Here is a 25,973-nt window from a genome sequence, read left to right on the forward strand (position 1 = left end):
GAACAGAGCCTTATGGCTAGAAACAAAAAGCTTGTATATGGAGCATTAAATATAACTATTCACCCTCACTCCCCTCAAAAATACGTTGAATTATTTAAGGATACCTTCAGGTTAGCCAAAACAGTTAACTTAGGTGGCGATGTTTATGCGATATTAAAGTTTTTTTCAAAAACCGCAGGTAGTACATCTGACACTGACCCATATGAGGGTGAGATTTTAAAATATATGGATATTAGTAAAGATAGTGACTGGTATAGTATCGCTACAAATGAGTTAGCAACAGATGAAGAAAAAGAAAAAATAGTCATACCTGAACACCTTAAGCCTAACGCCTCAAGGTTTTCGTTTGTTTTTCTTCCGGAAGCTCATTTGCTGGTGTATGAAGCTCGCTATAATAATAAGAACCTTTCTCATATACAGATAGAAAAATTTTTTAATTCGTTATTTTCAGAAGATAAAATAGTAGATAAATATGGAGTTGTTAACGTTACAAGCCTTACTGCCCCTGATGAGGTTGAACGAATGCTATCTTTGCAAGGAATAAAAAAAATAACCATGGTCACTCGAAGGCCAAATCCGGATGATATTCATAATGCAGAGCAGGAGTTTAAAGAAAGACTTAAACGGATCAATGCAATCGAAGAAGAAAAAACTTTTAAAGCAGATAGAGATAGCGACATTACTCCAGATCAAGAATTGAAAGTAGAAGCTCTGATTGCATCCCGTAATGGTAAGGTAACGATTAAAAGGCAAGATCATGAGGGCTTTTCAGAGGAGCTATCGAGCTCTGACAAACCATTGAAAGGGTATGAGATTTACGACCCGAATGATACACTGCCAATTAACGTTCTTCTAGATAAAGCAAAATCAATTTATGATGATTTTAGACAATGGCTTACTAAATGATAGATGTAATAAAGAGATATTGGTCAATCTATGGTGGTTTTTCAGCGCTATTTAAAAGTAGTTACTTTTATCTGGCTCTTATCTTAACTGCTATATTGTATCCAGCCTGGTCAAAGTCGGGGTGGTGGGGTGATATTCTATCACTACTACCTAACTTACTCGGCTTTTCTCTTGGTGGGTTGGCTATTTTGCTTGCGGTAGGTGATGATGGCTTTAAAAAGCTTATAGCGGGAAGTGGGAATAATAGCAATCCATCTCCGTACATGGAGGCGTGCACTGCTTTTGTCCATTTTATATTTTTGCAAATAATTGCGATTCTTATAGCACTATTAGCTAAAACTTACGGAACCATTCTCCCCGGATTATGGTACAAACCAGTGCTCTTGATGCTAAGTTACTTTGGCTATTTCATATTCATTTATTCTGTTTTTTGCACACTAGCAGCTGTTTTTGCCGTATTTAGGGTTGCTGACTGGTTTGATGAATATATAACAGTATTTAATTCAAATAATAAAGATAAAAAATAGCATTTAATTTAATCGCTTCAAAAAGCATTACATTAATGCGCCACTTGTCTTTTTTCATTTTAATTACCCCCTAAAAAATTCGGTTATGTATAAAATCACGACTGTATGACCGAGAGAACCATGGATTTCAAGTTATCTAGCATAAATTAACTCAAGGTCTCCATAGGGGGGCTTTTTTATTACCCAAATTCCAATTAACTTCATTAATCTAAATCCGGCTACCTGCTGGTGGCTTTCTATTAACTAAATATCGGAACACTCCGCAGGGGGTGGATATGCGTATGCCTGAAAAGTATTCAAGCCCCGCTGCAATCATATGGGGTGTTCTAACATCCATATTTGGCATTTTCACACTAGATCAATGGGCTGTCATCGTGGGTATTTTATGTACTGTTGGTACTTTTGCTGTGAATTGGTACTACAAACGGAAAGAATTCAAATTAAGAGAGGCTAACAGTGGCAAAGATACCAAATAAAATAAAAAAGGCTGCCGCTGGTGGCTTAATTGCTTTGACTGTAAGCATGATTGCTTATTTTGAAGGCATGGAAACTAAACCTTATAAAGATGTTGTGAATGTCACTACAGTTTGTTTTGGGCATACGGGCGCTGACATTATCCCCACAAAAACCTATACAGAAGCAGAATGTTTAGCTTTGCTTGAAAAAGACCTCAGCAAAGTCAGAAAGGGCGTAGACCCTTTAATCAAAGTCAATATTGACGATAACACCCGAGCCGCTATTTATTCCTTTGCTTACAACGTGGGCACAGGTGCTTTTGCGCGTTCTACGATGCTGAAGAAACTGAACGCAGGTGATATCGCTGGCGCTTGCAATGAATTAAAACGCTGGACTTATGCAGGGGGTAGAGAGTGGAAAGGCCTGATAACACGCAGAGAGATAGAAAATGCAGTATGCCTTGGAAAGTTCGACTCGGCTTACTCTTATTCTTTATCGGATTCCCTATCTACTTGGCAACTGGCGTATATATACTCAGAGACGATACCTGTGGTATTGACAAGGTAAGCTTAGAAAAGCGTTGCCAAAAAGCCCTAGATCACTACCGAACCAAGCAGGTGAATTTATGAAAATCGATAATTCATTCTGGTTATTTTTGGCGCTATTTGCTGTGAGCTGGTGGGCTGTAACGCTTTATGACAGCAATGTTTTAGTAAAAAAAGATGTTGAGCGATTAGAAAATGAAGTGGCTGCAAGCCAATTCATATTGTCCACTGTTTTAGAACTCTCGGTAACGTTTAATGAAATCTCACGAAATAACCTTAGGGAACGCGACGCTGCAGCAGTGGCTTCCGAAACGGTTAAAACTATTATCAAAACCGTTATTGCGGATGATAAGTGCGCTGCTATTGATGCTCCTCGTGATGCTACTGTCGAGCTGCACAACCACGCGAATAGAATACGTTCAAACGCCATCAGTGCCCATTCCAGCCCATCTGCTCAATGATTGTTTGCCTGAGTACATCCCTGAGACATTTCCTTGGGGTGACTCTCTATTGATAAATGAGTCGCTACTCACAGTTATCGAGCAATGTAATTTAGATAAAAAAGCCATTCGGGGAATTGAAGCTGCTAGAATTAATTCAAAATCACATTAGAACGAGGTATTTGAAATAAAACTAAAAGTAATCTGAAAGCTTACTTAAAGCCCTTATAGCTGAAATAGCAACATCCTTATTGGGATCTTTACATAATTCAATAAGTCTAGAAATTGCAGCTTGTTGCTCAATAGTTGCTTTATAGTCACCAAGAGCACTAACTGCAGCTATTTTTACATCGTCATTGCCTCTATGCGTTAATTCAATTAGCGTGTTAATAATATTCTGATCCATAAAATTATTCGCCTATATTTAGTTTAAGTTATTAATTATCCATATTAAGCTTAAATGAATGATATTTTTGTTTTTTGTGTTTATATAAAAGGAATTTTCTGTTTTTTTAACTCAAAAAAGGTTTCATTATTAACTTAAATTGTTAGTGATGATAACTATTATTGATTTTAGTCAGAACAATACGGGGAAATGAACAACAACGGCAGGTGATGAAATGAATATTAGTGATTTAGATCCAGTGGTTCAATGTGAGATTCTTCGGCTTGCTCATGATTACGCTGCCAAACAAAGGGATGAGATAAAGCGTAGCGGCAGGCTGCCAAGGGACGAAAAAGAATGGTACGGAGATAGGGTTAAAGAAGCAACGGTATCTCTGGTAAACCTTTATAAACAACGCCCCTCCAATTAGGGGGCTTGTCAATATTAATAGGAGCACTAAATGTCTAATCCAATCATGAAATATTTTGAGTACCAACATCTACCAGCTCACTTGCAAGAGGTTAGTAAGCCAATTAGTGATCTAGCTAAGCAGATGGATGAACAGCTACCAGATGGTGCTGAGAAATCAGCGGGGCTTCGCAAGTTACTTGAGGCTAAAGATTGCCTTGTGCGGGCTAAATTAGGTTAGTTGTAATAAAAAAATCCCCTTTTGCGAAAAGGGGAAAGGATTTATTTAGTTTATTGAACTAATTTTTGATTATGAATACCCAAATGTCGTAAGGGCGCGCACATAATACCAACATAAGTTAAATAATCTAGGTGTAAATTGTTACGAAATACGGAAAAGAATATTGAAAAATGAGTATTCAAATAAAAAAAGCCCCTCTACAGAAGGGCATATCTAATGGAAATGCATCTTTATCATTATTGTTGTAGGACCAGCCATCCTTAACCAGCGGCAGGATATTACCACTACTTATTGCTTGAGCAAAATCGTATTAACACCAGAACAAATCAAGCCACTTCATGAGTTTGCACAGGAAGAAGGACAACCGACTTACACCATTGAAGTAGGTACAATCTGTGATGGTGATGAAATTGTTTATGAAGGTCTGATTGCTTATTCAGGTTTGGAAGAACATAGTGTTCTGCAACTAGAATAGTAGGGGGGAGAAGGAAAGCCCTGCTAGATAAATATTTCAGGGCTTTCAATCGTAGTTACATAACATACATATATCCTATTTGCTTATCGTTAATATCAAAATTAACCTGGTCACCCTCAGGCGGATCCATTGTTGCTAAAGATATAAAGAAAGCAATAACGATGATGGTGTATACGAGAAACATAGATACCTCCCGTAAGTTGAAGTGGACTTCTGCACTTGTGAGCTAGTACGCTCTATTTAAGAATAAATCAGTTTTTTTATTTTGAAAATAGTTAATTCATAAAATTCTGCAAACGTCATTCATAGAGTGGCGTTGATAGAGCTTTATATAGGAGATAAACACGATGGCTAATACGGTCCATATGCAACAACCGAAGAGGCATTTAAACGCCGTGGTCGCCATGTCTCTGAGTTCTCAGAGCTGGTGGGTACGGATGCAGCAGATGCTTCGTTAGAGGGGTATATTAAATACTCTTTGGCAGCATTAGGTGCCGCTATTGGTAATAACAAAGAGATGGTTGTCACGGCAGATATTGCAACCGATGGCAAGAAAACACTGACCAAAGGTTTACGTAAAGCCCAATGCCGCTTAGCGATTGAATCTCAAGAAAACGACCTGCAACCCACTTTAGGCGGGGAAATCATTGCAGAACGTATTGAGGGCGCAATTGATTTGAAATACGCGGAAGGCACCAATACAGGCGCACCAAATTTTGCTTGGTTGAAAGGTTTGTTATCGGGCTTGATTGATATCTCTGAGGGGTTCGCCATTAATACGTTTGCAATGAGGTAGCCATGAATATCTATCAGCGTGGTCACCACACAGCGTTGCGAATGCTGAAGAAATACGGTGCTTCATACCCAGTTAAACGGGATGGTAAACATTGGGTTGATGATGAGACGGGAAAAGAGCACCACGAGCCTGAAACTGAGTTTCTCGCCACAGGGGTTAAGGTGCAATACAAACCTCATGATATTGACGGGACGCTTATTCTGGCGACGGATATCAAAATGGTCTTTTCACCTGGCTCGGTTATTCAAAAAGGGGATCGAGTATTCGTTGACGGCGTGTGGTTGCGTGTTCAAGAGCCTAACCCGATTAAACCTGCTGAACTCGTGATTTGCTATCAATCTCAATTGAGGGCGTGACATGTCACAATCATTTATGCGTTCAATTAACTTGTTTGTTGATAATGCCCAAGCAGATATGGAAGCGGTTGTTAAGAAAACGGGGTTTAAAATTTTGGCTCAGTTGGTTCAAATGTCACCTGTCGGTAATCCTGAACTCTGGGAAGTCAACCAGACGGCAGTCAGTTATAACCAAGCAGTATTTGAACACAATGAAGAACTTAGAAAAGACCCTAATAACCTTACTCCGAAGAAACGTCAGTTAAAAAAGCGCGTGCGTGTCAATGACTCCATGGATATCAAAGCCCCTCCGGGTTATACCGGTGGACGTTTTCGGGGAAATTGGCAAGTGACGTTTGATACACCTGCAGACGATGAGACAGGACGAATTGATAAATCAGGTCGCATGACCGTCTCTATGGGGAATTACGTACTTGAGCACTTCAAGGTAGGTATGAGTGCCATCTACTTTACTAATAATGTGCCCTATGCTTACCTATTAGAAATGGGTCATTCAAAGCAAGCCCCGAATGGCATGGTGGCTATCACTGCACAGAATGTAAGCCAGTTCTTTAGAGAGGCCATGGCTGAGGTGAAATCATGAAGCAATCCGAAATTAATCAGTCAATACGTGCGCTGGTGGCTCAGATTGCAAAGCAAGTGGGGTTAAAGGTGGCATGGCCTAATATGGCTTTTGATGAAATTAACTCCCCTTATTTGCAAATACATATTTTGCCAGCGGCAACGGAGAATATGGGGCTAGCGCTCGATATGCCGATTTTAAAAGGGGTCATTCAAATTAATATTGTGGGTAAGGTGGGGAGCGGTGATGAACACTTAAGCCTGGTTGCGGATAACATCAAAGCTCAGCTTGAAAATGGGCTCACACTGACCAAAACCCTTTATCTCAACAGTGAGCCAAATCAATTACCCCCTCTCGTGGGGGATACCCACTACACCATTCCCATACGCACATCCTATCGATGTGATTCAGTTCGATAACACCGCCAGCTGGCGGTTTTTTATGCATAAATAAAGAGGTTCATTATGGCGGAATATAGCATTCCTAATGGTTCTACTGTTTCGGTGTCCAGTGGATATGGTGAAGCAATCGCGATTACTGCCGCATCGAATGCCAGTGAGGTTGTTCTTACTGTTGCAAGCGCGGGCGATATTAAAGCGGGTGATGTTGTGATCATCAGTGACAGCTGGAGTAATTTAAATGGCCCTAAACGGGTTAAAACGGTTGCAGCCAGCAATATCACCATTGAAGGCTTTGACAGTACGGATAAATCTAAATATCCAGCAGAAGAAGCAATAGGTACTATCAAGAAGGTCACGGGTTGGACGCAAATCAAGCGTGTGACGACGGTGGGCATTGAAGGGGGCGACCAGCAGTCCACCAGCATTCAGTTTCTTGAGGATGATCAGGCAATCAGCCTTGATACCTTTAAGAACCCGTACATCATTACTTACACATTAGCTTATAACGCCGATGCTAAACATCATGCCTTATTGCTGGATTATGATGAAAGTAAATCGCTGGTGGCTGTGCGTTTTTATAATAAACGCGCCGAGCAAGATCGCTATTATTTGGCATCGACCTCGTATAAAGAAATCCCTGATACGGCGGTGAACGAAATTGAAACAACGACTGTTCGCTTCTCTTTGCGTTCTAAACAGTCTGTTTACGCCCACGCAAAGTAATCCCGGTATCTGAGCTCACAATTGATAAACCGGTTGCCACAGGTGTTGTGGGAGAGGCGATTTTACTCAGCCTCACCTTAACACCTGCTAATGCATCCAATCAGAATGCGACATGGAAGAGCTCTGATACCGCAAAAGCGACTGTGAATACCACAGGTAAAGTCACACTGAAAGCCGCGGGCAAAGTGACTATTACTGCCACTGTTGACTGTGTGACAGTCAATTCAGTTATTACGATTAATGAAAAGGCGAATAATGGCTAAGTTAACCTATAACCCTACACCAACATTTGAACACACCGTCAAAATCACAACACCTGACGGTAAACAAGGTGATTTACCGTTTGTATTCGTTCACAAAAAAATGAGTGAACTGGATGAGATGGGGAAAGCTGACGATCTAACCGATACAGGATTCTTGCTTCAAATTGCGAAAGGGTGGGAATTTAAAGATCGCGAGTTTAACCACGATAATGTGGCAGAATTTTTCGATAACTACCCGGGGGCAGCTTTCGAAATTTTTACTTCCTATCGCCAAGCGCTCTTAGGTATTCGGGAAAAAAACTCCTAGCGGTTGCGCAGGCACTTTACAGTAAGCCACTGTCAGCGATTGAATTAGATTTGCTGGGGGATCTTGATGATGATGACATTGAGGTTACCCCAGATATTGAAGCTTCAGTCACGTTATTCCAAGCGCTATCAACACAATGGCGGGTCAGTATGGACGGTCCTACTGGGATTGATTATACCGTTATCCCCATGCTGGCCAGTGCTTATGGTATTTGTGATCTGGCAACCGTGATGAAAGATATTCAACTGATGGAGTCAAAAGCTTTAGAATTGATCCATAAAAAATAGGGCAGCAATGCCCTAGTATATCTCAGGTTAGTACAGTCTGTTAAAGCCCTCATCGTTTCTATCAAGAAAGCAGTCAGTACGTTTAGATTGGTTTTCTACTCGATTGCATTTTCTAGATGCTTTAGCGTTTTTATCATGAGCTGCTCTGACTTCTGCTTTTTCTGCCGGCGTTAATTCTGAATAACTTTTTCCTTGGCATCCAGCCATAATAATTGTTGTCAGTAATAATAATGTATATTTCATATTTTCTTTTGCATAGATTGGCTCGTGTAAGTTTAGCAGTCTACTTTATAAAAGATAAACGAAGTAATAATAGGAAAGCTACTGGCAAAAAATAGGTGTTGTTGTGTATGTATATCATAGTGGTTTTGTGGTATATCACTGATCAAATTACCAGATGACCATCCTTAAGCAATATTGATATTATTATAAAACAACTTATGGACATGCCAATATCAGTGTTATTTTTGATAGCGGTATATAAAATTTAATAAATAGTCGCATTTTTTTGATAGTGACACTACTGGTGATGTCATATACTATGTCAAAAATACAAGAGATAATTGAAGATTTAAACAGAAGAAAGAAAGCAGTGTCCTGTGAAGGCTCAGCTGGACTGCTTATTATATTACAAAGCATAGGTTTTACTTTTAAAGACAGTAAAACTCCAGGTCATAGAGTTTTTACGCATAAAGAGTTAAGTGAAATCAGTGGGTTTACCACTCACTCAATAGATTGTGGACATAAGCCGAAAAGAGAAATGAAATTTCAATACGTCCAAAAAACCATCTCTTTACTCAATAAGTACAAAGAAGAATTAGAGGCTATTAATGAAAAATAGAGATTTTGATCCAGAAAAATATACTATTTCAATAAAGAAAATAGTTGAGTATGGGGAGTCACTATTTGTAGCTAAAGTTATAGAGTTGCCTGATTTAGCTGAATATGGAGACTCATTTGAATTTGTTAGAGAATTGGCTATAAATGCGATTCAGGCTGCATATGAGCTGTGCTCAGAGCAAGGAATACCATTCCCTGAACCATTGGTAGACAATGATCTTCAGGATGTTAGTGGAAGGGTTACCCTAAGATTACCAAAGAGTGTTCACCGTCAATCAATAAAGCTAGCAGAAGAAAATGGAGTTAGTTTAAATTCATATCTGTTAAGTTGTATATCATCACATAATGCTACAGCTAGTTTGCATAGTCAGATTGAAAAATTGAATCAAATGATATCTGAAAATACATATAGCAAAGCGCATGTCTCTAGAAAAAACTATTTTCTATCGGCAGATGAGGCTCACCTGATGACTAGAAGCAGACGAATGGCTGTAGCCACATTTAATAACCGTGATGAAAGCGAAGAGGTTGAAGAAGAGATTCGAGGGCTTGCTAAGAGAATGCATTTTATATCAGGAGTTGTCAGATGAGTATAGTTCAAATATTAGAGTTGAAGTTTGTCTCAACTCATACTAACAACATCAATTTTCAAAGAGATGACAATGCAGATGAAAATGTAGCTCTAGGGTTTAACATTCAAAGTGTTATCTCTGAAAATACTATGGATAAAGATGAGTGCAAGCTCACGTTTATGTGTGATGTTAAGGGGATAAATAAGCCAATTGATGAGCTTTCTGAGATAGACCCAGAAAATTATGAATTTGATTTTTCGATAGATTTAGCAGTAGATTATTTCTTCAAGATAGTCGACCGCGACGAGTTCGATAAATTATCAGAGCAGGATATAAATGAGTATTGCTCTAATATTACCTACCTAGACTTCAGGCGTAGGGTTCTAATGTCTGTGTCGTCTATTGGTATAGGTAATTTTAGGATGCCACTTTCATTATCCCAATTAAAAAGGGATGATGAGGAAGCTAACTAACCCACTTCGGTGGGTTTTTTATTACTCTAATTTTCGTTTCCACCAGCTGGTGGAATTTATGTTTAGCTGATGCTGATTGAGTGCATGGGTAACATGAAGACATTAGGTTTAGTTTTAATCATCATTGGGATTCTATTAATGGGTATTGGAATTTTGTCTTTCAGTATTATTTTTAGAATTCGTCATAGGGAAAAGCACTTTAGAAGCCATAAAAAAACCGATGATTGAGTTCCAATTTAGTGTTGTGCTTTTTTACTTTGCTGGGAATTCACATCATACTAGATCGGTGAAAACTAAATGACGAGGCTGGGATGAAAAAACTATTATTAGGGCTTTTACTTTGCTCTGTTGGATTTGGGGCTGTTGCTGACTGGAAGTATTCGGAGAAAGTTGATGAAATGCGAGGAACTACTCAGTACTTTGCAAGCTTAGCACCAGAGAAAGATAATGAAGGTGTAGCAATAACGTTAATAGCGGAAGGCTATAACAATAAAGAAGCATATAATTTTCATTTTTCCCTAAATGGTAATGGCGCTGAATTTGATTGCAAAGTAGGGGATATCTGTTCTGGCCTAATGAAAGCTGATAGCGGCGAAATTAAAGAGCTATTATTTGAGCTCGATAAAACAAACCATCTTTTGGGATTTGTTATTGGAATGCGTAATTTTGCAACAGAATTATCTGGCGCAAAAATCCTATATATAGAGCTCCCTATTTTAGGTAAAGGCATGATGCAATTTAAGTATGAACCCAATAAACTGAAATGGTTGATGTAACAATCATCCACAGTCACATATAACCACCTTCGGGTGGTTTTTTTGTACCCGAGGAAAGTTATGACACAAGAAATAGCCGGTATTTCATTTAAAGTCAGCACTAGCGAACTCGAAAAAGGTTCTAAAGCGCTAAATGATTTACAACAAGCCGCCAGCAGGACTGATCAATCTGTTGATGAGTTAAATAGTACATTTAAACAATCTGAACCCGCACATAAAGCGGCAGCCCGTTCTATTTCCGAGTTAACCCAAAGGCAAAAGGAAACTGTTGTAGCTGTTGAGGCTATGAATGCGAAGTATAAGGAAAATGCCTCATCACTACGAGACCAGATTCTATCCATAAAGAAAGCGGGTGATGCGAGCAATCAATTTGCAGAAATCCTAAAAAAACTGAATAGCCAGTATGAAAGTGGAAGAATTAGCGGAGTACATTTTGCCATACTGGAAAATCAGATTAAAAAAGCAGTCAGAGAGACCGAAACCGGGAATACAAAAGTTGCTGATTCGTTCGCGAGGCAAATTGAAAGCATTGAAAAAGTATCGGGTTCTACAGCAAAACTGACCGCAATAAGAGAAAATCTGACCCAAGTATACCAAAAAGGCAACATTGATACCGAGCGGTATCAGGCATTACTTGAAGATATCACTAATCGTACCAGTGGATTATCTGTCGCTGAAAAAGAGCTTTCTGTACTAAAGGATTCCTTTCTACGAAAAATGCATGAGCAAGTTTTTCTGTATGGCGCTAGTAAAACTGAAATGTTGTCGTACAAAGCCGCTCAAATGGGGATGAGGGAAACAATGTAAATACAAAACAAGATGCTGAACGTTTAGCTAATGCTGAGCGTGAAGTTGAACTCAAAACACAAGCCTACGAACTTATTGACAAAGCGTGGGCAGCAGATGGGCTAAAAGTTGAGCGTGAGCGATTGGCTCGACAAGATGAAGAAAGGGCGATTAAGAACCAAGAGCTTTTCAACGCTAAAGTTAGGCAAGGCCAAACAGCTGCTCAGCGCCGCAATGAGGAAGAAAAAGAGCTTAATCGACTAATCCTAGAAAATAAACGTGATGCGAAAGAAGGTCGAGCGTCTCTTTTTACTCAAGAAGATATAGAGGCTGCTAGGAGGGGGATTCAGGAACGAAATAAAGACAAAAAAGTACCTAAAGGCTCATCTTTTCGACCTGACTTGGGTACTCGTCATGATGAAGATCTCCAAAAGCAGCTTTTAGCACTCGAGGCGCAAACAAAAGTGGCTCGTGATTTCTCACAAACGGGTGACCGCATTGTGAGTAATGAACGAAAGCAACTTATGCTTACTGAGGCGCAATTCACTATCTTGGATAGGATTGTTAAAAAAGGTGAGCGTCAATTAACGGCTGATGAAAAATCACTGCTAATGAGACGCGAGTCTATTTTGTCTGGACAGCGTGAACTTGCAGTAAAAGGTGATGCTTTAGAAAAGCAAAACCGCGAAAACAAGCTGCTTGAGGAAAGATCTAAACGTATTAAAGAGATTGAGAATCGTATTCAGGCTTTAAAAGGCAGCGCAGGATTAACCGATAGACAATACCAGCGTAATATCGCATTAGAAAAGGCGGATTCACCCGAGCAAAAAGCCAAGTTAGAAGAGTTTTACCGTGAGGAAGATGAACTTCGGGGAAACTGGCGTGACGGTATCAAAAAGGGCTTTGCGGAGTTTGAAGAAGATGCAACCAATACTTATGGAAAAGTCGCCCAAGCCTCGCAGTTTGCTTTTGTTGGAATGACTAATTCTCTCACGGATTGGGCTATGACAGGCAAGGCTAATTTTGGTGATTTTGGGCGTTCGTTTGCTCGGATGGTTACCGATATGCTGATAAAGGCTGCAGCACTAAAGGCGATGACAGCCGCATTTGGCGGTACTAGCTTTGGTAACTTCTTAGGGATTAAACCGGGATTTGCGCGTGGTGGTTTTACGGGGGCAGGTGACAAGTACGAACCTGCAGGCGTTGTCCATAAAGGTGAGTTTGTTTTCACAAAAGAAGCCACAAGTCGTTTAGGTATTACCTCATTAATGTCATTAATGAAAAGCGCTGAAAAGGGCTATGCTTCTGGTGGATACGTTGGAAACAATCATCCTATGGCGAATGTACCTGTTCAGCGTATGTATGGAATGCAAGGCGCTGGTGGCGTTAATGTTAACCTTAATCTTGGCGGTATTAATGTTGAGGCGGGGCAAGTGCAGCAACAAAATACTGTTTCTAATATTGACTTAAATTCTATTGAAAGATCCCTGACAAGTAAGCTTAAGCAGCTTTTGGTCAGTGAAGGGCAGGAAGGCGGCGATCTGTATAAAATAGTCAAAGCCATTACAGGAAACAGATATTAATTAAGAGCCACCAGCACGGTGGCTTTTTTATTGAGGCATATGTGATGGATGAATTTAAGTGGCGAACTCAGGTTCAGGATTCACCCGTAGGTGAGTTTAGGCATCGAGTAAGAGAGGTGGTGTTTGGCGACGGGTATAAGCAGGTTGCGGGGGATGGCATTAACCCCGAATCGCAGTCATGGCCCATTACTTATACAGGGCTAAAAGTTGATGTTATTCCTATTTTAACTTTCATTCGACAACACACAACAACGTCTTTTATCTGGATATCGCCTTTAGGTGAGAAAGGACTGTATCGAGTGAAAGCTGATTCTATTTCAATGAAACCTGCTGGTGGTCGAACTATTACGATATCAGCAACATTTGAACAGGCGTTTAGCACATGAATATAACTTCTGATGTACAAAAATTAGAACCCGGCAACCGCATTCAATTGGTTGAAATCGATGGCAGCGAATTTGACGGTCCCATTCTTCGTTTTCATGCTTATAACTTACCACACACGGAGGCGGAGCTTGAAGCAATCACCGATGATATACGGCCCAAATCAATTTGGTGGCAAGGTAACGAATATGCGGCTTGGGCTTATGAAATTAAAGGTGTTGCTAAAAACAGTGATGGAAGTCCAACCAAACCCCTATTAAAAGTTTCAAATATTGATGGGTTGGTCTCTTCGCTTTGTTTGCAGTTTGATGATATGGCACAGGCGAAAGTGACGATTTACGAAACATTTTCGCATTATTTAGATAGTCGAAATTACACTGAAGAAAACCCAACGGCTAACCCCGATGAGCATTTTTCACAGGTTTACTATATTGAACAAAAAACCAGCGAAGTTGCTGGGGATTCAGTTGAGTTCAGATTAGCGAGCCCGTTCGATTTGCAGGGGATGATGATACCTGTTCGACAAATACATAATCTCTGTTTCTGGTGTATGAAAGGTGACTATCGTAGTGGTCGAGGGTGTAACTATACGGGGAATAAATATTTCGATGAACGGGGAGAGCCTGTTGAGGATCCCGCATTAGATAAATGTGGAGGGCTCATTAACGATTGTAAAAAACGTTTTGGCGAAAATGAACCTTTGGACTTTGGAGGGTTCCCAGCAGCAGGATTAATACGATGATCACAAAGAAATTAACCGAGGCGATATTTCAGCATGTTAAGTTGGAATATCCCAAAGAGGCCTGTGGTGTTATTTGCCAAAAAAGCCGAGTCAAAAAATACTTCCCCTGCAGTAACCTTTCCGATAATCCCAACGAACATTTTGAACTTTCATCCGAAGACTATGCCATTGCTGAAGATTGGGGGGGGCCTATTGCAATTGTACACAGCCATTGCGGGGATGGCGCTACGACTCAACCGAGCGAAATCGATAAATTACAGTGTGATGCAACGGGGTTGCCGTGGGTTATTGCATCATGGCCAGAAGGGGATGTTAGACTCATTCAGCCTCGAGTAGAACGCGAGTTGGAAGGGCGTCCCTTTGTGCTGGGCCATGCAGATTGTTGGTCTTTAATTATGGATTACTACCGACAAAAACACGGTATTGAGCTGTATAACTACAGCGTCGATAGGCACTGGTGGGAAGAAGGTGAAAACCTGTATATGGATAATTACCAGAAAGCGGGGTTTGTCGACGTTACTGGTGAGCCTAAAGAAGGTGACATGGTGATTATGCAAGTGCAAGCCGATGTTCCCAACCATGCGGGGGTAATAGCCGACGGCATGTTACTTCATCATCTATATGGCCAACTGAGTCGACTTGTTCCCTACAGCGATTATTGGCGGGATCGAACGGTTAAAATTGTTCGGAGGAAAGAATTGGTATGAATGAGCTCAAAACTATTCGGCTGTATGGCCAACTCGGTACGTTGTTTGGACGGGAGCATAAATTAGCGATTAACTCTCCTCGTGAAGCAATCAAAGCCTTATCAGTGCTCTATGAAGGCTTTGAGCAATTCCTTGCAAATGCACACCTTAAAGGGTTGGTGTTCGCGGTATTTAAAGGTAAGCGCAATATCAGCGAAGATGAGCTGAATTTAGATACCAGCGAAGAAATTCGCATTGCACCGGTAATAAAAGGGAGTAAGCGCGGGGGATTTTTCCAAACAGTACTGGGTATCGCTATGATTGGGCTTGCGGTCTGGAACCCTGCATTTTTAGCTATGTCAGCTACCACCAATAGCGCTTTAATGCTAGGTGGAGCTGCAATGGCAATTGGTGGTGTCGTTCAGATGCTGTCCCCACAACCGCGTGGTTTATCTATACGCCAAGACGCGGATAATAAACCATCGTATGCCTTTGGTGGCGCAGTCAATACCACAGCCCAAGGCAATCCAGTACCGTTATTTTATGGGCTAGACCGACGCGAAATCGGTGGCGCAATTATCTCTGCAGGGATATACACCGAAGATCAGCAATAAACTACATCAACTTTCTATGTTAAATAGCGGCTTAATTGCCGTTTTTTTATGGGTGAAATATGAGAATTCAAGGCGCGAAAGGTGGGAGTTCCAAACCTCGGACACCCGTAGAGCAAAAAGACAGCCTATTAGCAGAATCAACGGCAAAGTTACTGCTTGCTATTTCTGAAGGTGAAATTGCTGGTGGGTTAGATGATACGTGTATTTTTCTTGATGATACCCCAATCGGTAATGCTGATGGTTCTAAAAACTTTGACGGTGTGACGTGGGAATTTCGTGCCGGTAGTGAACATCAGGAATATATTCAAGGTATCCCTTCTGTTGATAATGAAATTGCGGTGGGAATGGAGTTAAAAGACGACCAGCCATATGTAAGAACGGTCAATAACACCCAGTTATCGGCGATCCGCATTCGCTTGTCTGTGCCTCAATTTCTCCAGCAGCACGATAACGGCGACACCACAGGTTATCGTGTTGATTATGTCATTGAGCTTTCCACTGATGGGGCTGGCTATAAAGACGTGGTTAAATCCGCCTTTGACGGTAAGACCACCAGCGAGTACCCAAGAACACACCGTATTGATTTACCGAAGGCTTCTACAGGTTGGCAAGTCCGTGTTCGTCGTTTAACGAAAAACCAGAATAATGCACGCATTGCGGATCGGATTAATATTGCTGCGATTGCGGAAGTGATTGACGCCAAATTGCGGTACCCAAATACAGCCCTGTTATTTATTACCTTTAATGCCCGTCAATTTAATAACCGCATTCCTAAAGTCAGTGTGCGCCCACAAGGGGGCTTGTTGATTAAGGTACCAACAAATTATGACCCCATTAATCGGACCTATTCGGGGGTGTGGGATGGAACGTTTAAACTGTCCGCAACTAATAACCCAGCTTGGGTATTTTATGACTTAGTATTAAATAACCGTTACGGCTGTGGTGACCGTATCAAAGCGTCACAAATTGATAAATGGGATTTGTATAAAATTGCACAATATTGTGACGAATTAGTCCCAGATGGACATGGCGGTGACGGTAAAGAGCCCCGTTTCTTGTGTGATGTGTATATTCAATCGCAAGAGTCGGCTTATACCGTCCTGCGTGATATTGCGGCGATTTTTCGTGGCATGACGTTCTGGGCAGACAATAAAGTCAAAGCGGTTGCTGATATGCCTGCCAGTATTTTCCGTACTTTTACCAATGCGAATATTGTGGGCGGTAAACCCTCTTATTCAGGTGGCAGTACTCAGAATCGCTATACACAAGCACTGGTTTCTTTTACGGATATTAATAACCACAGCAATGATGATATTGAGCCCGTAGTCGATTTAAAGCTTCAGCGACGTTACAAGACTGTGCGTAAGGTGGAGTTATCCGCTATTGGGTGTACCCGTCGAAGCGAAGCAAATCGCCGTGGACGCTGGGCATTATTAACCAATGCCAATGACCGCATGATTTCCTTTGCAACGGGGTTAGAGGGCGCAATACCTTCTCCTGGTCATATTATTGCGGTTGCTGACTCATCACTTGCGGGTCGCAATACGGGTGGTCGTATTTCATCCGTAGAGGGGCGTAAAATTACCCTCGATAGAACCACCTCAATTAAAGCCGGCGATCGCTTAATTGTAAACTTACCCAATGGCGGTTCAGAGGGGCGAACAGTTACAGCCGTAAATAAAAAGGTGGTGACGGTTTCTGTTGAGTATTCACAAGTACCCCAAAAAGAAGCTGTGTGGGTAGTGGACTCTGACGACTTAGCCGTTCAACTGTATCGAGTGATTAACATCAGCGATAATGGTGATAATACCTACACCATTAACGGTACCATTCATAACCCTGACAACTATGACCATATTGACTCAGGTGCGCGTATTGATGAACGGCCAATTACAGTTATTCCGCCCAATGTGCAGCCAGCACCGAAAAACGTGCGCATTTCCTCCTATTCACAAGTAGAACAAGGTATTGCATTCACCACATTGCGTGTTGATTGGGAAGCCGCTGAGAGTGCGATTGCGTATGAAGCCGAGTGGCGTAGAGATAATGGTAACTGGATAAATGCCCCGCGTACATCAACGCTGGGTTTTGAAGTTAATGGTATTTATGCCGGGCGTTATCAAGTTCGCGTACGTGCAATTAATGCATCTGAAATTTCCAGCGTGTGGACCAGTGCGGAAGAAGCCCAACTCAACGGTAAAGAAGGTAATCCACCAGCGCCACTTAACTTGCGGGCGACCTCAGAGGTTTGGGGCATTACATTGGATTGGGGTTTTGATGCAAATACCAGTGATTCTCTTAAAACAGAGCTGCAGTATTCACCTGAAAATACCGCGGAATCTATGCAGTTGCTGGCGGATGTACCTTATCCCCTGAAATCCTATCGTATGTCTGGCCTTAAAGCGGGTGTGCGCTTCTATTTTCGTGCAAGGCTGGTGGATAAGAGCGGTAATCAATCGGAATGGACAAGCTTTGTTTTAGGGGAATCATCAACAGATGTTGAGGGTATTTTGGACGCGGTTGGCGACAAGTTCCTCAGCACCGAAGCTGGCCAGCAAATGCAGGAGCAAATCGACTTCAACAAGAACAATCTCACTGATTTAAAAATTGATAGTGACGATTTTAGGCAGAAGGTTATCAGTATTGATCGCGAATTAGGTGCGGTTAATGAAGCCGTGATGACGGTAACCCAGATGTCGACTGAAAATTACTGGGAGCTCAAGGAAGAATCCGCTAAAGGTAAGGCGTCAATTAAGCGGTTAGAGCAAGTTCAAGCTGACTTCACCACATCTCAAGCAAAGTACCAGCAAGAAGTTGCAGCTCAATTTGAGCATACGGCTGCTGATGTTCTGAATGTTCAAAATGCGCTAGCAAAATCAAATGAAGCTTTTGCAGAGGATATTAGGCAAGTTCGTGCTGATTTAGGTGAGACCAACGAGGAAGTCGGTACCATTAAAGGGCGAGTGACTACGGTTGAAACTGCAACTGTCGACTTAAAGCAAGCACAAGCGAAGCAAGAACAATCTGTTGCCGCTGAATTTGGTGAAATGAGAGGGTATCTAACGCACCTAGGGCAAGTTACAACGGATGATAACAAAGCCTTAGTGGAGGCCATAGGGCAGACTCAAGCGCAGTTTCTTTCGCTGCATAATGAAAGCTTAGTCTCGCGTGCCCGCATTATCCGTACTGAGACAGCCTTAGCCACTGAAACAGAAGCGCGAACGGAAGATAAAGTACAAATTGATGCACGTTTCAATGACGCAGAAGGCGCGATTACTACGATTAAGGAGGTTCAGGCTCAACAGGGTGAAGCGATTGCAAAATCTGAGGAACAGCTACGTGCTGAAATTAACCTCGGCGATGAGGCGCTACAAGGTCAGTTAACGGAGCAAGGCCGTGAGCTATCTGAAGTTAGCAGCGTTGTGACTGAGCACAAGAGTGCAATTGCTGATTTAGATAAAACAGTCACACAGGTTAAGCAAACTCAGCAGAGCCAATACAACGAAACCAAAGCGCGCATCAATGAGCTATCAGAAACGACGACAAGCCTTGATGAAGCAATGACAACGGAGAAAGCTTTAACAGAATCCCGCTTCGAAGAAACAGAAGCCTCAATTTCGAGTCTACAGCAAACGGTAGCCAATATTGAAGGGGCGACCGTTGAGGCGGTTGGTCAACTGCAAGTTCAGCATGATATTCAAGGCATAGAAGTGTTGAGTGTGAAAGCTTCTATTCGACGTGTGGAAACTGTTATAGCGACTGAAACGCATGCCTTGGCGCAAAAAGTGGAACAACTTGATGCTCAATATGGCGATATGAATTCAAGTATCAACTCATTACAGAAGGTTGTCGCTGATAACCAGAAGTCACAAGCGGAAGTTAACGAACTCATTAAATCAGAAATAGGTGATAACAAGGCTGCAATTGAGAAACGAGCTGAAACATCAGTTGATCACAATGGTAATGCCTCTTCGATTTTTGGCATTAAAAACGCCGTGATGGTAAATGGGCAATACTATGAAGCCCAAATGATGATGAGTGCCAGCGTCAAAAATGGAAAGGTGACCACACAAATTGGTTTCAGTGCGGACACGTTTGGTATTCTCAATCCTTCCAGTGGCAAGTTGGAGCCTGTTTTCTTTGTTGAGAATGGGCAAGTATTTATCAATGAAGCGTTTATCAACAAGGCCACAATTGAAAAAATCATTGTGGGCACGGATATGCGCTCCAAAAACTATGCTGCAGGTAAAACAGGGACAAGGATTGATATGAATAATGGCACTATTGAAATCAATGGTAGTGATGACTCAGGGTCACGAATGACCATCAAAAATGACCAAATTGCAGTATATGCAGGAGGAAAACCCAAAATAGTGATAGGGCGGCTTTATGGAATATGATGTTTATATTTTCAATGAGGTAGGGGTGAAAAACCCCTACTCACTGTCTGGAACGCGAAATTTTACATATCTAAAAACCCTCAATTTAGGTCAACCCCCAAGAAAAACAGAAAGCTATACAGTCCAGTTTAGGATTGAAAATAAATCACCAAACTCAACCCTAGTCGCTATACCCTACAAGGCTTGTAATGCATGGTTACCGGGGCATGGCTGGGTCATGTTTACAGTGATAAAGAATATTGTTATTTCGGGTGATATTGTCACTGTTTATATGTATGTAAACTATGTAAATCCAAACAATAATGCTGACTGGGAGGGCTACCGAGATCCAACGGCAACCATTCATATTTTCGAAATGTTTGATGCGGATGACCAGGAGGGCAACTTCGGTATTGTGATTGATAATGCTACGGACTATTCAAAAATTACTGATAAGTCGAAGCTGGGGTTTATTGTCTGGAGTTATAGCGGGGTTGTTAATAACGCAATGACACTACCCAGTAATTTACCCAATATGAGCTCACAATCAGTGCTAGCGTATTGGGATCACTCTTCCGCTGTTGTTGAGTATGACCACGTAAATAATCGTGTTATTACAAATGGGCAATCAGTTCAAATGGATATCGTCATAACGCAAGGTGGATTTAGCCCACCTGCAAAGCTCAATGATTGGGGAGTGTTTATATTTAATGATCTCGGTGAACCCGTCCTGACAAATTACTACCCACCACTCAAAACGCCAAGTTACGTCAAATTAGGGCGAAATGCCGTGAAATCGATTGATAAACCTTTGGTGACACTGGGGCAATATGGGTTATTTTTTACTGGTTCGACGGGTAGACGAAGAGCATGGAATGCCGGATTAAAAATGCAGAATGGGGCAATCAGTATAGCCAGTGGATCATATGCAGGAGTGCAGGGAGACCAAAAATCAGGAACAGGTAGTGAATTTTATTCGGAATGTAATGTTTTGGTTTTAAACCGAGATGATTATTTCTAACCATTAAATTAATGAACCATATGAACAAGCCGCTTAATTGCGGTTTTTTTACGTCTAAATTTCGGAGAATCCTATGTACAGTACGGGCACAGTTACCACAACAGCAAATAGCACTAAATTAGTCGGTACCGGCACCAAATGGCTCAATAACATTAATCGTGTATCAGCAGAGCAAGCAATACAGATTCAAATCAATAACACTGTTTACAATAACAGTATTCATTCGATTCAATCAGATACTGAACTCACATTAAATTTCCCATTACCAATCGCAGCAACAGGGGCGCAGTACGTCATTCTCACGACGATGGTTCATTCTGCTTCCGATGCCATGAATAAGATAGTGGCCATGCAAGTGGCTAACGTGCAGTTCAGCGACATATTAACGCGCTGGATGACCGAACAAGGCATTATCACTGTGACATTGCCAGACCAAACGACTCAACAGCTACGCACAACAAAAGAAATGGATAAGCAGTTGGATGGGAAGTTTGATAAATCGGGTGGGGCAATTTCAGGTAAAGGTGAGGTGCTAGTATTAAGAAAGACAGATAGCAATTCTGGCATATATTTACGATTTAAAGATGTAAATGAAAGCGACAATATGGGATATGTAGGCTTTGGTGGAAAAGACAAAACTATGTCTATGGCAAACCAAGCAGCCGGTTCAATTTTAATGCTTACAGATAATAAAGATCTTACCTTTAATGGTGTTAGAGTAATTAGAGCTGGTGATTTTGGTTTGGGGGGAAGCTCAGTTAATGACGGTATGAGCGAAAATGATTTTACCGTTGCAAAAAAACGCCAATTTGGTTTTTTCTATCATAATTCAGGCTCAATAGGAGCCCCAAGCCAATATGGTGGTGGTATATTCTTTGGTCGTGATCCGCAGGTGTCAACGAAAATTCTACACTCCCCAGACTGGAATACAAGGCTGTTCTTGAAGTCACCAACTTCGAATACAGTGATGTCTGATTGGGTTGAGTTTTACTCGACAGGAAATACAACTAAAGATTCAAACGGCAACTTAAAAGCCGCATCACCGATAGTTAAGCTCTTTGCTGATGACATTGAGTTAAATGACGAATCTGAAGGTGTTGAAATGGAGCACCTTAGTGTTGGCCATTACCTCATTAAAGGCGTTGTAGGCTTTAATGCAGATGGTGCATGGGGTATCAATAACGGCTTTGTCATTCCTCAAGACCATAACGGTAAAAACATGATTCTCATTGATTACGAGGTGAGGCCTGATGGTGATATTGAAGTTTTTGTTTTCCACCAACAGAACGCAGATATGCCAGAACGTTTCCAGAACAAGCGCATTAAGCACTTTGATGAAGAAGGCGTGCCTGTTTACTTCGAAAACTACGAACCTTGTGACATACCTGAATCGCGCTGGATAGACATGCGTGTCGAAATGCCACCTAACTCCCTCTACAATCAAAAGCAAGCTGAAGCAGAGAGACTCGCTAAGCTAGAAGCAGAGCGATTAGCGCAAGAAGAAGCTAAACGTGCAGCAGCGGAAGCCGAAAGGGTAGAGCAGGAAGTCGAATGAATTTAGCAATATTATATTCGATTGTATAAAACCTGATAATGGAGTTAAAAAGATAATACCGCCTTAAAGTAAATAATAAAACGTATCATTATGCGGTGAATAAAAAAGCCCCCTTTAATATACTTATTAAAGGGGGTATTAAACCAATCTTGCTTGTAGTAAGAGCATTACATGAATGGAGCCGCATGAATGATTGCTAAAAATACATATACGGTATTAATTGGGAAAAAAATTAAAAAGTTAAGGATAGGGTCTGGTTATAAGTGTTTTCAGTTCGCTCAACTTATAGGTTGCAAGAGTGAGCAGCAATTGTACCGTTACGAAAGAGGGATAAATAAAATTGACATAGATACATTGATGTCAGCGTTAAAAGTATTAAATGTTGATGTTAGAGAATTTTTTGAACAGTTAGATGAAGAATTCATTCAAGAATCAGCAGATAGCAATATGAATATATAGTTGTTATCAAATTAAAGCCGCAATAATGCGGCTTCATTTACTATATTCATAAAACAGTTCTTGAGCACTAACATCAACAATATCTGCGATTTGAATTAGGTCATCTATATATATTGATATTTCACCATTTTCATACTGTGTATATTGTTTTACAGAGGTGTTCAGACTTTTTGCTGCTTCTTTAGTTGAAATGTTTTTGGCTAACCGCTTATTTTTTATGAAGCTACCAAGAGCTTTATTTCTCATATCCTTCTCTATAAGTCTAGTTACAGAACAAGTTAATTGGAGTGAGGGGTATTTTACAAAAAATAGTGCAGGCTTCAAATGAAACAAAGTTAAATAGGTAGTTCGTAGCTAAGGGCGCTATAAAACTAATGCGCCAGATCGAGTAGTTGGCGCATTTTAGATCACTTATCAAACAACGAAGATAACTTTTCATACCAAGCGTCGAGAATTTCACGTTTTTCTCTCAAATAATCATATCTATCATAGTGTTTTTTAGATGCTCCTGGTCTTTTATGGTTTTGTACCATACCCCCAAATTTCTACTCCCAACGTCAAATTTACCCCCAATTACATCAAACACTATTGTGTCCATCAGTGTGTCCATTGGTGAGTTTTCTTCTTCATTAAAAGTGCAAAATTGTATATTAATCAAATAGTGGGGTAGGTTTGCCATTGTCATCAATTGCAACAAAATTAAACTGGCCATGTATAACTTCTTCACGACCTTCTGAATACATATCTTCTAAAAAAATCGATACATTGACCGTCAAACTGGTTCTTCCAACTCGAATGACTTTACCCACCAACTCAACAATGGTTCCTGAAGGGATTGGATGAGTAAAATTAATTTTTTCAGTGGAGACCGTAACAAGGCGCTTACGGCTAAAACGTGTTGCGGTAATAAAAGAAACTTCATCCATCCAAGCGAGAGCAGTACCGCCAAATAGGGTGCTGTGGTGGTTAGTTGTTGTTGGAAATACCACTTTAGATACGCGAGAAATGGATTGCTCAATTTTTTGTGTGATGACATCGTCAGCGATGGAACTCATGGTCTACCTTACAATTGTTACTTAGTATGCTAGTAATTGTTAAAAGCAATAATGTTAAAAGCTAAGTGTAATACTCATTTCAAACTAATTCAGCAATAAATGTGAAGTGAATCGTTCCGGCAGGGAAATTTTTGAGAATGTCAGCTGTAGCTAAAATCAGAAGAGGGAATATTAAAGGCCCAGAGTTCAAATTATGAGCTTTTAAATTCTAATGAGGCATGGAATTAATTATCTAAATACTCTGCACTCATACGAACAGCTTTTGCGATAGAACCATCTAAAACAGGGGCTGCAATTTGTGGTTTGTTGTTATCAGCAATCATGTCCTCTAATTGCCCTACGGTGCAACTTTTTTCAGCGAAAGCTGTGGCACTTAACAGTGAAATTGCTATTGCCAATAGTGATTTATTCATAATCACTCCATTTGATTTAAGTTTCGAATATTAAGCAATAGAGCCACAATAGGTAATAAAAAAACCCTTCATATTGAAGGGTTTTTTGTGAGCAAATTTTACAAACAAGTATTAACTAAATCTGTATAGACTAAATGGTTTCACATTCAGTGAGGGTTCTTTGCCTAATAACAAGTCAGCGGTGAGCTCGGAAGAAACAGGACTTTCTGTCATTCCCCAGCCTGTCGCAGTATTGATAACTAGACCTGGGTATTCATTGACTTGAGAAATGATTGGGTGCTCATCTGGTGCGATGGCCATAGCACCACTCCATTGGTCAATCAATTTAGAATCCTTAAATGCAGGGAATTCTGTTTTTAATTTTTCAAATGATGCATTCAGCTCAGGCAAGTCAGGTAATGCAGTCATATTTCTGTGTTTTTCGAATGGTGAAACTTCATCCATTTTCCAGCTTGTTGGTTCAGTAAATGAATTAATTAACTGTTCATTTAATGAAATATGGACAGGGAAATCTGGCATCGACAGCAGTGGAATGTATTTGTAGCCATAGACGAAGGAATCTTTAACAACCGGAGCAACAATCACGCGAGGAGATGTTGCGTAGGTACCATCCGCTTGTTCACGGAAGAAAATATTGCCTGGTAAAGCAACGTTACCACCTGGCGCAGTTGGTGAACCGGTGATCAGTTGCTGAGATTGATAAGCTGGTAATGTTGGGACATCAACGCCTAAGTTTTGCATAAACAGTCTTGACCAGACACCACCTGCAACAACAACACGCGAGGTTTTAATAGGCCCTTTCTCGGTGACGACATCAGAAATAACGCCTGCTTGTGTTTCTAAGCCTCTAGCAGCACAGTTAGTGTAAATTTTGATACCTAATTTTTTCGCGTAATCTGCCATGACGAAGGTCGCAATTTCAGCATCTAAGCTACCGGAGTCTTCTTCAAAACCTGCGATAGTCCATTTAGATTGTGCACCATTTAAGCGCTGGTTGAGTTCTGCGCCTTCAATGATGCGTGTTTTGAATGGAATATCTGAACCGACGTTTTTACTGCGAGTATCAATCCATTCTCTAACATTAACAAGATCTTCTTCATCGAACGGTACTTCAACGCGCCCTTGAGTACGATAGCTTGTATCTGCACCGACTTTCGCGTTCATCTCTCTCCAACGTTGTTTGCCTAAGTGGTGGAGTAAGAAGGTTTCATCTGGCATTTTATAAGTGATGACTTGGCCATAGAAGCGGGATGATTGTTCGCCTGCAATATTACCTTTTTCAACAATAACAACATCTAAACCGCGCCCAACCAGCTCAATTGCTGTCATAATTCCTAGAATTCCAGCACCAATAACAACGACGTCAGCTTGCTGTGGTAGAGGACCTTCTGTTCCTGCGACAAAACCATGTCGCGGTTTACCAGGAACAAATCGACCTTCACGCGTTAACATTGGAGTTAAAATTCCGGCCCCTGCAGCAACGGCAACAACGCCACCACCAATCAAAAATTTTCTTCTAGTAATAGCCATCTTATAAAGTTCCTTATATCGAATGAG

36 protein-coding genes and 1 pseudogene are annotated in these 25,973 nt (G+C 41.0%); 31 read left to right on the plus strand and 6 right to left on the minus strand.

What is annotated here, in order from left to right; genetic code table 11:
- The first annotated feature begins 12 nt into the window (after positions 1-12).
- The 6 genes from PR725_RS16485 (at position 13) to lysC (ending at position 3,046) form a co-directional block, all read left to right on the plus strand.
- On the plus strand, positions 13-906 hold the full coding sequence (locus PR725_RS16485) for a DUF4747 family protein (protein ID WP_196732043.1): 894 nt from the start codon (positions 13-15) through the stop codon (positions 904-906).
- Positions 903-1,433, plus strand: coding sequence for a hypothetical protein (locus PR725_RS16490; RefSeq protein WP_272569854.1), 531 nt, complete (start codon positions 903-905; stop codon positions 1,431-1,433). The genes PR725_RS16485 and PR725_RS16490 overlap by 4 nt, the downstream gene beginning before the upstream one ends.
- Positions 1,434-1,708: 275 nt before the next feature.
- A complete protein-coding gene (locus tag PR725_RS16495; RefSeq protein ID WP_094963129.1) occupies positions 1,709-1,909 on the plus strand; it encodes a phage holin family protein in 201 nt (66 codons plus the stop codon).
- Entirely contained in the window at positions 1,890-2,456 is a 567-nt protein-coding gene (locus tag PR725_RS16500; protein WP_272569856.1) for a lysozyme, read from the plus strand. The genes PR725_RS16495 and PR725_RS16500 overlap by 20 nt, the downstream gene beginning before the upstream one ends.
- Positions 2,457-2,514: 58 nt before the next feature.
- Positions 2,515-2,895 (plus strand): hypothetical protein, encoded by a 381-nt coding sequence (locus PR725_RS16505; protein ID WP_272569858.1) that lies wholly within the window; start codon positions 2,515-2,517, stop codon positions 2,893-2,895.
- Positions 2,813-3,046: an Rz1-like lysis system protein LysC gene (gene lysC, locus PR725_RS21890; RefSeq protein WP_442959437.1), complete on the plus strand. Its 234-nt coding sequence runs from the start codon at positions 2,813-2,815 to the stop codon at positions 3,044-3,046. The genes PR725_RS16505 and lysC overlap by 83 nt, the downstream gene beginning before the upstream one ends.
- A gap of 21 nt (positions 3,047-3,067) precedes the next feature.
- Here the strand turns inward: lysC and PR725_RS16510 are convergent, their stop codons facing one another.
- Positions 3,068-3,280, minus strand: a complete 213-nt coding sequence (locus PR725_RS16510) for a HEAT repeat domain-containing protein (RefSeq protein ID WP_123382407.1) — start codon at positions 3,278-3,280, stop codon at positions 3,068-3,070.
- Between the two features lie 214 nt (positions 3,281-3,494).
- Here PR725_RS16510 and PR725_RS16515 point away from each other — a divergent pair, with 214 nt between their 5' ends.
- The 11 genes and pseudogenes from PR725_RS16515 (at position 3,495) to PR725_RS16565 (ending at position 8,078) form a co-directional block, all read left to right on the plus strand.
- Positions 3,495-3,689: a hypothetical protein gene (locus PR725_RS16515; RefSeq protein WP_238564232.1), complete on the plus strand. Its 195-nt coding sequence runs from the start codon at positions 3,495-3,497 to the stop codon at positions 3,687-3,689.
- Between the two features lie 30 nt (positions 3,690-3,719).
- A complete protein-coding gene (locus tag PR725_RS16520; protein WP_238564231.1) occupies positions 3,720-3,908 on the plus strand; it encodes a hypothetical protein in 189 nt (62 codons plus the stop codon).
- Positions 3,909-4,203: 295 nt separating this feature from the next.
- The gene (locus PR725_RS16525; RefSeq protein WP_238564230.1) at positions 4,204-4,383 is read left to right on the plus strand and encodes a hypothetical protein; all 180 of its coding nucleotides are present in this window, start codon (positions 4,204-4,206) and stop codon (positions 4,381-4,383) included.
- Positions 4,384-4,738: 355 nt separating this feature from the next.
- Positions 4,739-5,179 (plus strand): annotated as a pseudogene (locus PR725_RS21840) (DnaT-like ssDNA-binding protein); the annotation flags it as partial.
- A gap of 2 nt (positions 5,180-5,181) precedes the next feature.
- On the plus strand, positions 5,182-5,535 hold the full coding sequence (locus PR725_RS16535) for a hypothetical protein (protein WP_272569862.1): 354 nt from the start codon (positions 5,182-5,184) through the stop codon (positions 5,533-5,535).
- 1 nt (position 5,536) lies between these two features.
- Complete coding sequence (locus PR725_RS16540; RefSeq protein ID WP_238564224.1) at positions 5,537-6,118, plus strand: hypothetical protein; 582 nt, start codon at positions 5,537-5,539, stop codon at positions 6,116-6,118.
- Positions 6,115-6,516: a phage tail terminator-like protein gene (locus PR725_RS16545; protein ID WP_238564223.1), complete on the plus strand. Its 402-nt coding sequence runs from the start codon at positions 6,115-6,117 to the stop codon at positions 6,514-6,516. Before PR725_RS16540 ends, PR725_RS16545 begins: the two co-directional genes overlap by 4 nt.
- 45 nt (positions 6,517-6,561) lie before the next feature.
- A complete protein-coding gene (locus PR725_RS16550) occupies positions 6,562-7,221 on the plus strand; it encodes a phage tail tube protein (protein WP_164528720.1) in 660 nt (219 codons plus the stop codon).
- Entirely contained in the window at positions 7,221-7,484 is a 264-nt protein-coding gene (locus PR725_RS16555) for an Ig-like domain-containing protein (protein ID WP_272569886.1), read from the plus strand. Before PR725_RS16550 ends, PR725_RS16555 begins: the two co-directional genes overlap by 1 nt.
- Positions 7,477-7,791, plus strand: a complete 315-nt coding sequence (locus PR725_RS16560) for a phage tail assembly chaperone (RefSeq protein ID WP_272569867.1) — start codon at positions 7,477-7,479, stop codon at positions 7,789-7,791. Before PR725_RS16555 ends, PR725_RS16560 begins: the two co-directional genes overlap by 8 nt.
- 50 nt (positions 7,792-7,841) lie before the next feature.
- A complete protein-coding gene (locus PR725_RS16565) occupies positions 7,842-8,078 on the plus strand; it encodes a DUF1799 domain-containing protein (protein WP_211888192.1) in 237 nt (78 codons plus the stop codon).
- A gap of 27 nt (positions 8,079-8,105) precedes the next feature.
- Here PR725_RS16565 and PR725_RS16570 read toward each other — a convergent pair whose 3' ends face one another.
- Positions 8,106-8,321, minus strand: coding sequence for a hypothetical protein (locus PR725_RS16570; protein WP_238564221.1), 216 nt, complete (start codon positions 8,319-8,321; stop codon positions 8,106-8,108).
- A 298-nt stretch (positions 8,322-8,619) separates the two neighbouring features.
- On the opposite strand from PR725_RS16570, the gene PR725_RS16575 reads away from it, so the two are divergent.
- The 14 genes from PR725_RS16575 to PR725_RS16640 all read left to right on the plus strand — a co-directional run bounded on the left by PR725_RS16575 (position 8,620) and on the right by PR725_RS16640 (position 22,948).
- The gene (locus PR725_RS16575; RefSeq protein ID WP_213637197.1) at positions 8,620-8,919 is read left to right on the plus strand and encodes a hypothetical protein; all 300 of its coding nucleotides are present in this window, start codon (positions 8,620-8,622) and stop codon (positions 8,917-8,919) included.
- Positions 8,909-9,508 (plus strand): toxin-antitoxin system HicB family antitoxin, encoded by a 600-nt coding sequence (locus PR725_RS16580; RefSeq protein WP_213637198.1) that lies wholly within the window; start codon positions 8,909-8,911, stop codon positions 9,506-9,508. The genes PR725_RS16575 and PR725_RS16580 overlap by 11 nt, the downstream gene beginning before the upstream one ends.
- Complete coding sequence (locus tag PR725_RS16585; RefSeq protein WP_213637199.1) at positions 9,505-9,963, plus strand: hypothetical protein; 459 nt, start codon at positions 9,505-9,507, stop codon at positions 9,961-9,963. Before PR725_RS16580 ends, PR725_RS16585 begins: the two co-directional genes overlap by 4 nt.
- A gap of 311 nt (positions 9,964-10,274) precedes the next feature.
- Entirely contained in the window at positions 10,275-10,739 is a 465-nt protein-coding gene (locus tag PR725_RS16590; RefSeq protein ID WP_238564220.1) for a hypothetical protein, read from the plus strand.
- Positions 10,740-10,799: 60 nt separating this feature from the next.
- Positions 10,800-11,546, plus strand: a complete 747-nt coding sequence (locus PR725_RS16595; RefSeq protein ID WP_272569872.1) for a hypothetical protein — start codon at positions 10,800-10,802, stop codon at positions 11,544-11,546.
- A 122-nt stretch (positions 11,547-11,668) separates the two neighbouring features.
- Positions 11,669-13,108 carry a phage tail tape measure protein gene (locus PR725_RS16600; RefSeq protein ID WP_272569874.1) on the plus strand — a complete coding sequence of 480 codons (1,440 nt, stop codon included), beginning with the start codon at positions 11,669-11,671 and terminating at the stop codon, positions 13,106-13,108.
- 44 nt (positions 13,109-13,152) lie between these two features.
- Positions 13,153-13,494: a phage tail protein gene (locus PR725_RS16605; RefSeq protein WP_238564218.1), complete on the plus strand. Its 342-nt coding sequence runs from the start codon at positions 13,153-13,155 to the stop codon at positions 13,492-13,494.
- Complete coding sequence (locus PR725_RS16610; RefSeq protein WP_238564217.1) at positions 13,491-14,234, plus strand: phage minor tail protein L; 744 nt, start codon at positions 13,491-13,493, stop codon at positions 14,232-14,234. Before PR725_RS16605 ends, PR725_RS16610 begins: the two co-directional genes overlap by 4 nt.
- Positions 14,231-14,941 carry a C40 family peptidase gene (locus PR725_RS16615; RefSeq protein WP_238563013.1) on the plus strand — a complete coding sequence of 237 codons (711 nt, stop codon included), beginning with the start codon at positions 14,231-14,233 and terminating at the stop codon, positions 14,939-14,941. Before PR725_RS16610 ends, PR725_RS16615 begins: the two co-directional genes overlap by 4 nt.
- Positions 14,938-15,534 carry a tail assembly protein gene (locus PR725_RS16620; RefSeq protein ID WP_196719286.1) on the plus strand — a complete coding sequence of 199 codons (597 nt, stop codon included), beginning with the start codon at positions 14,938-14,940 and terminating at the stop codon, positions 15,532-15,534. The genes PR725_RS16615 and PR725_RS16620 overlap by 4 nt, the downstream gene beginning before the upstream one ends.
- A gap of 59 nt (positions 15,535-15,593) precedes the next feature.
- The gene (gene gpJ / locus PR725_RS16625; protein ID WP_272569879.1) at positions 15,594-19,934 is read left to right on the plus strand and encodes a TipJ family phage tail tip protein; all 4,341 of its coding nucleotides are present in this window, start codon (positions 15,594-15,596) and stop codon (positions 19,932-19,934) included.
- Positions 19,924-20,934 carry a DUF6453 family protein gene (locus tag PR725_RS16630; protein WP_238564215.1) on the plus strand — a complete coding sequence of 337 codons (1,011 nt, stop codon included), beginning with the start codon at positions 19,924-19,926 and terminating at the stop codon, positions 20,932-20,934. The genes gpJ and PR725_RS16630 overlap by 11 nt, the downstream gene beginning before the upstream one ends.
- Before the next feature lie 73 nt (positions 20,935-21,007).
- Entirely contained in the window at positions 21,008-22,489 is a 1,482-nt protein-coding gene (locus tag PR725_RS16635) for a phage tail fiber protein (RefSeq protein WP_272569880.1), read from the plus strand.
- 189 nt (positions 22,490-22,678) lie between these two features.
- Positions 22,679-22,948: a helix-turn-helix domain-containing protein gene (locus PR725_RS16640; protein WP_238564213.1), complete on the plus strand. Its 270-nt coding sequence runs from the start codon at positions 22,679-22,681 to the stop codon at positions 22,946-22,948.
- Between the two features lie 33 nt (positions 22,949-22,981).
- Here the strand turns inward: PR725_RS16640 and PR725_RS16645 are convergent, their stop codons facing one another.
- The 4 genes from PR725_RS16645 to PR725_RS16660 form a co-directional block, all read right to left on the minus strand.
- Positions 22,982-23,194 (minus strand): helix-turn-helix domain-containing protein, encoded by a 213-nt coding sequence (locus PR725_RS16645; protein ID WP_238564212.1) that lies wholly within the window; start codon positions 23,192-23,194, stop codon positions 22,982-22,984.
- Between the two features lie 404 nt (positions 23,195-23,598).
- Positions 23,599-24,003, minus strand: a complete 405-nt coding sequence (locus PR725_RS16650; RefSeq protein WP_210835169.1) for an acyl-CoA thioesterase — start codon at positions 24,001-24,003, stop codon at positions 23,599-23,601.
- 224 nt (positions 24,004-24,227) lie between these two features.
- A complete protein-coding gene (locus PR725_RS16655) occupies positions 24,228-24,416 on the minus strand; it encodes a hypothetical protein (protein WP_109911084.1) in 189 nt (62 codons plus the stop codon).
- A gap of 111 nt (positions 24,417-24,527) precedes the next feature.
- Entirely contained in the window at positions 24,528-25,946 is a 1,419-nt protein-coding gene (locus tag PR725_RS16660; protein WP_004909751.1) for an NAD(P)/FAD-dependent oxidoreductase, read from the minus strand.
- Positions 25,947-25,973: the final 27 nt, after the last annotated feature.

It is taken from the genome of Providencia sp. PROV255 (genome assembly GCF_028478065.1).
GTDB classification, from domain to species: domain Bacteria; phylum Pseudomonadota; class Gammaproteobacteria; order Enterobacterales; family Enterobacteriaceae; genus Providencia; species Providencia rettgeri.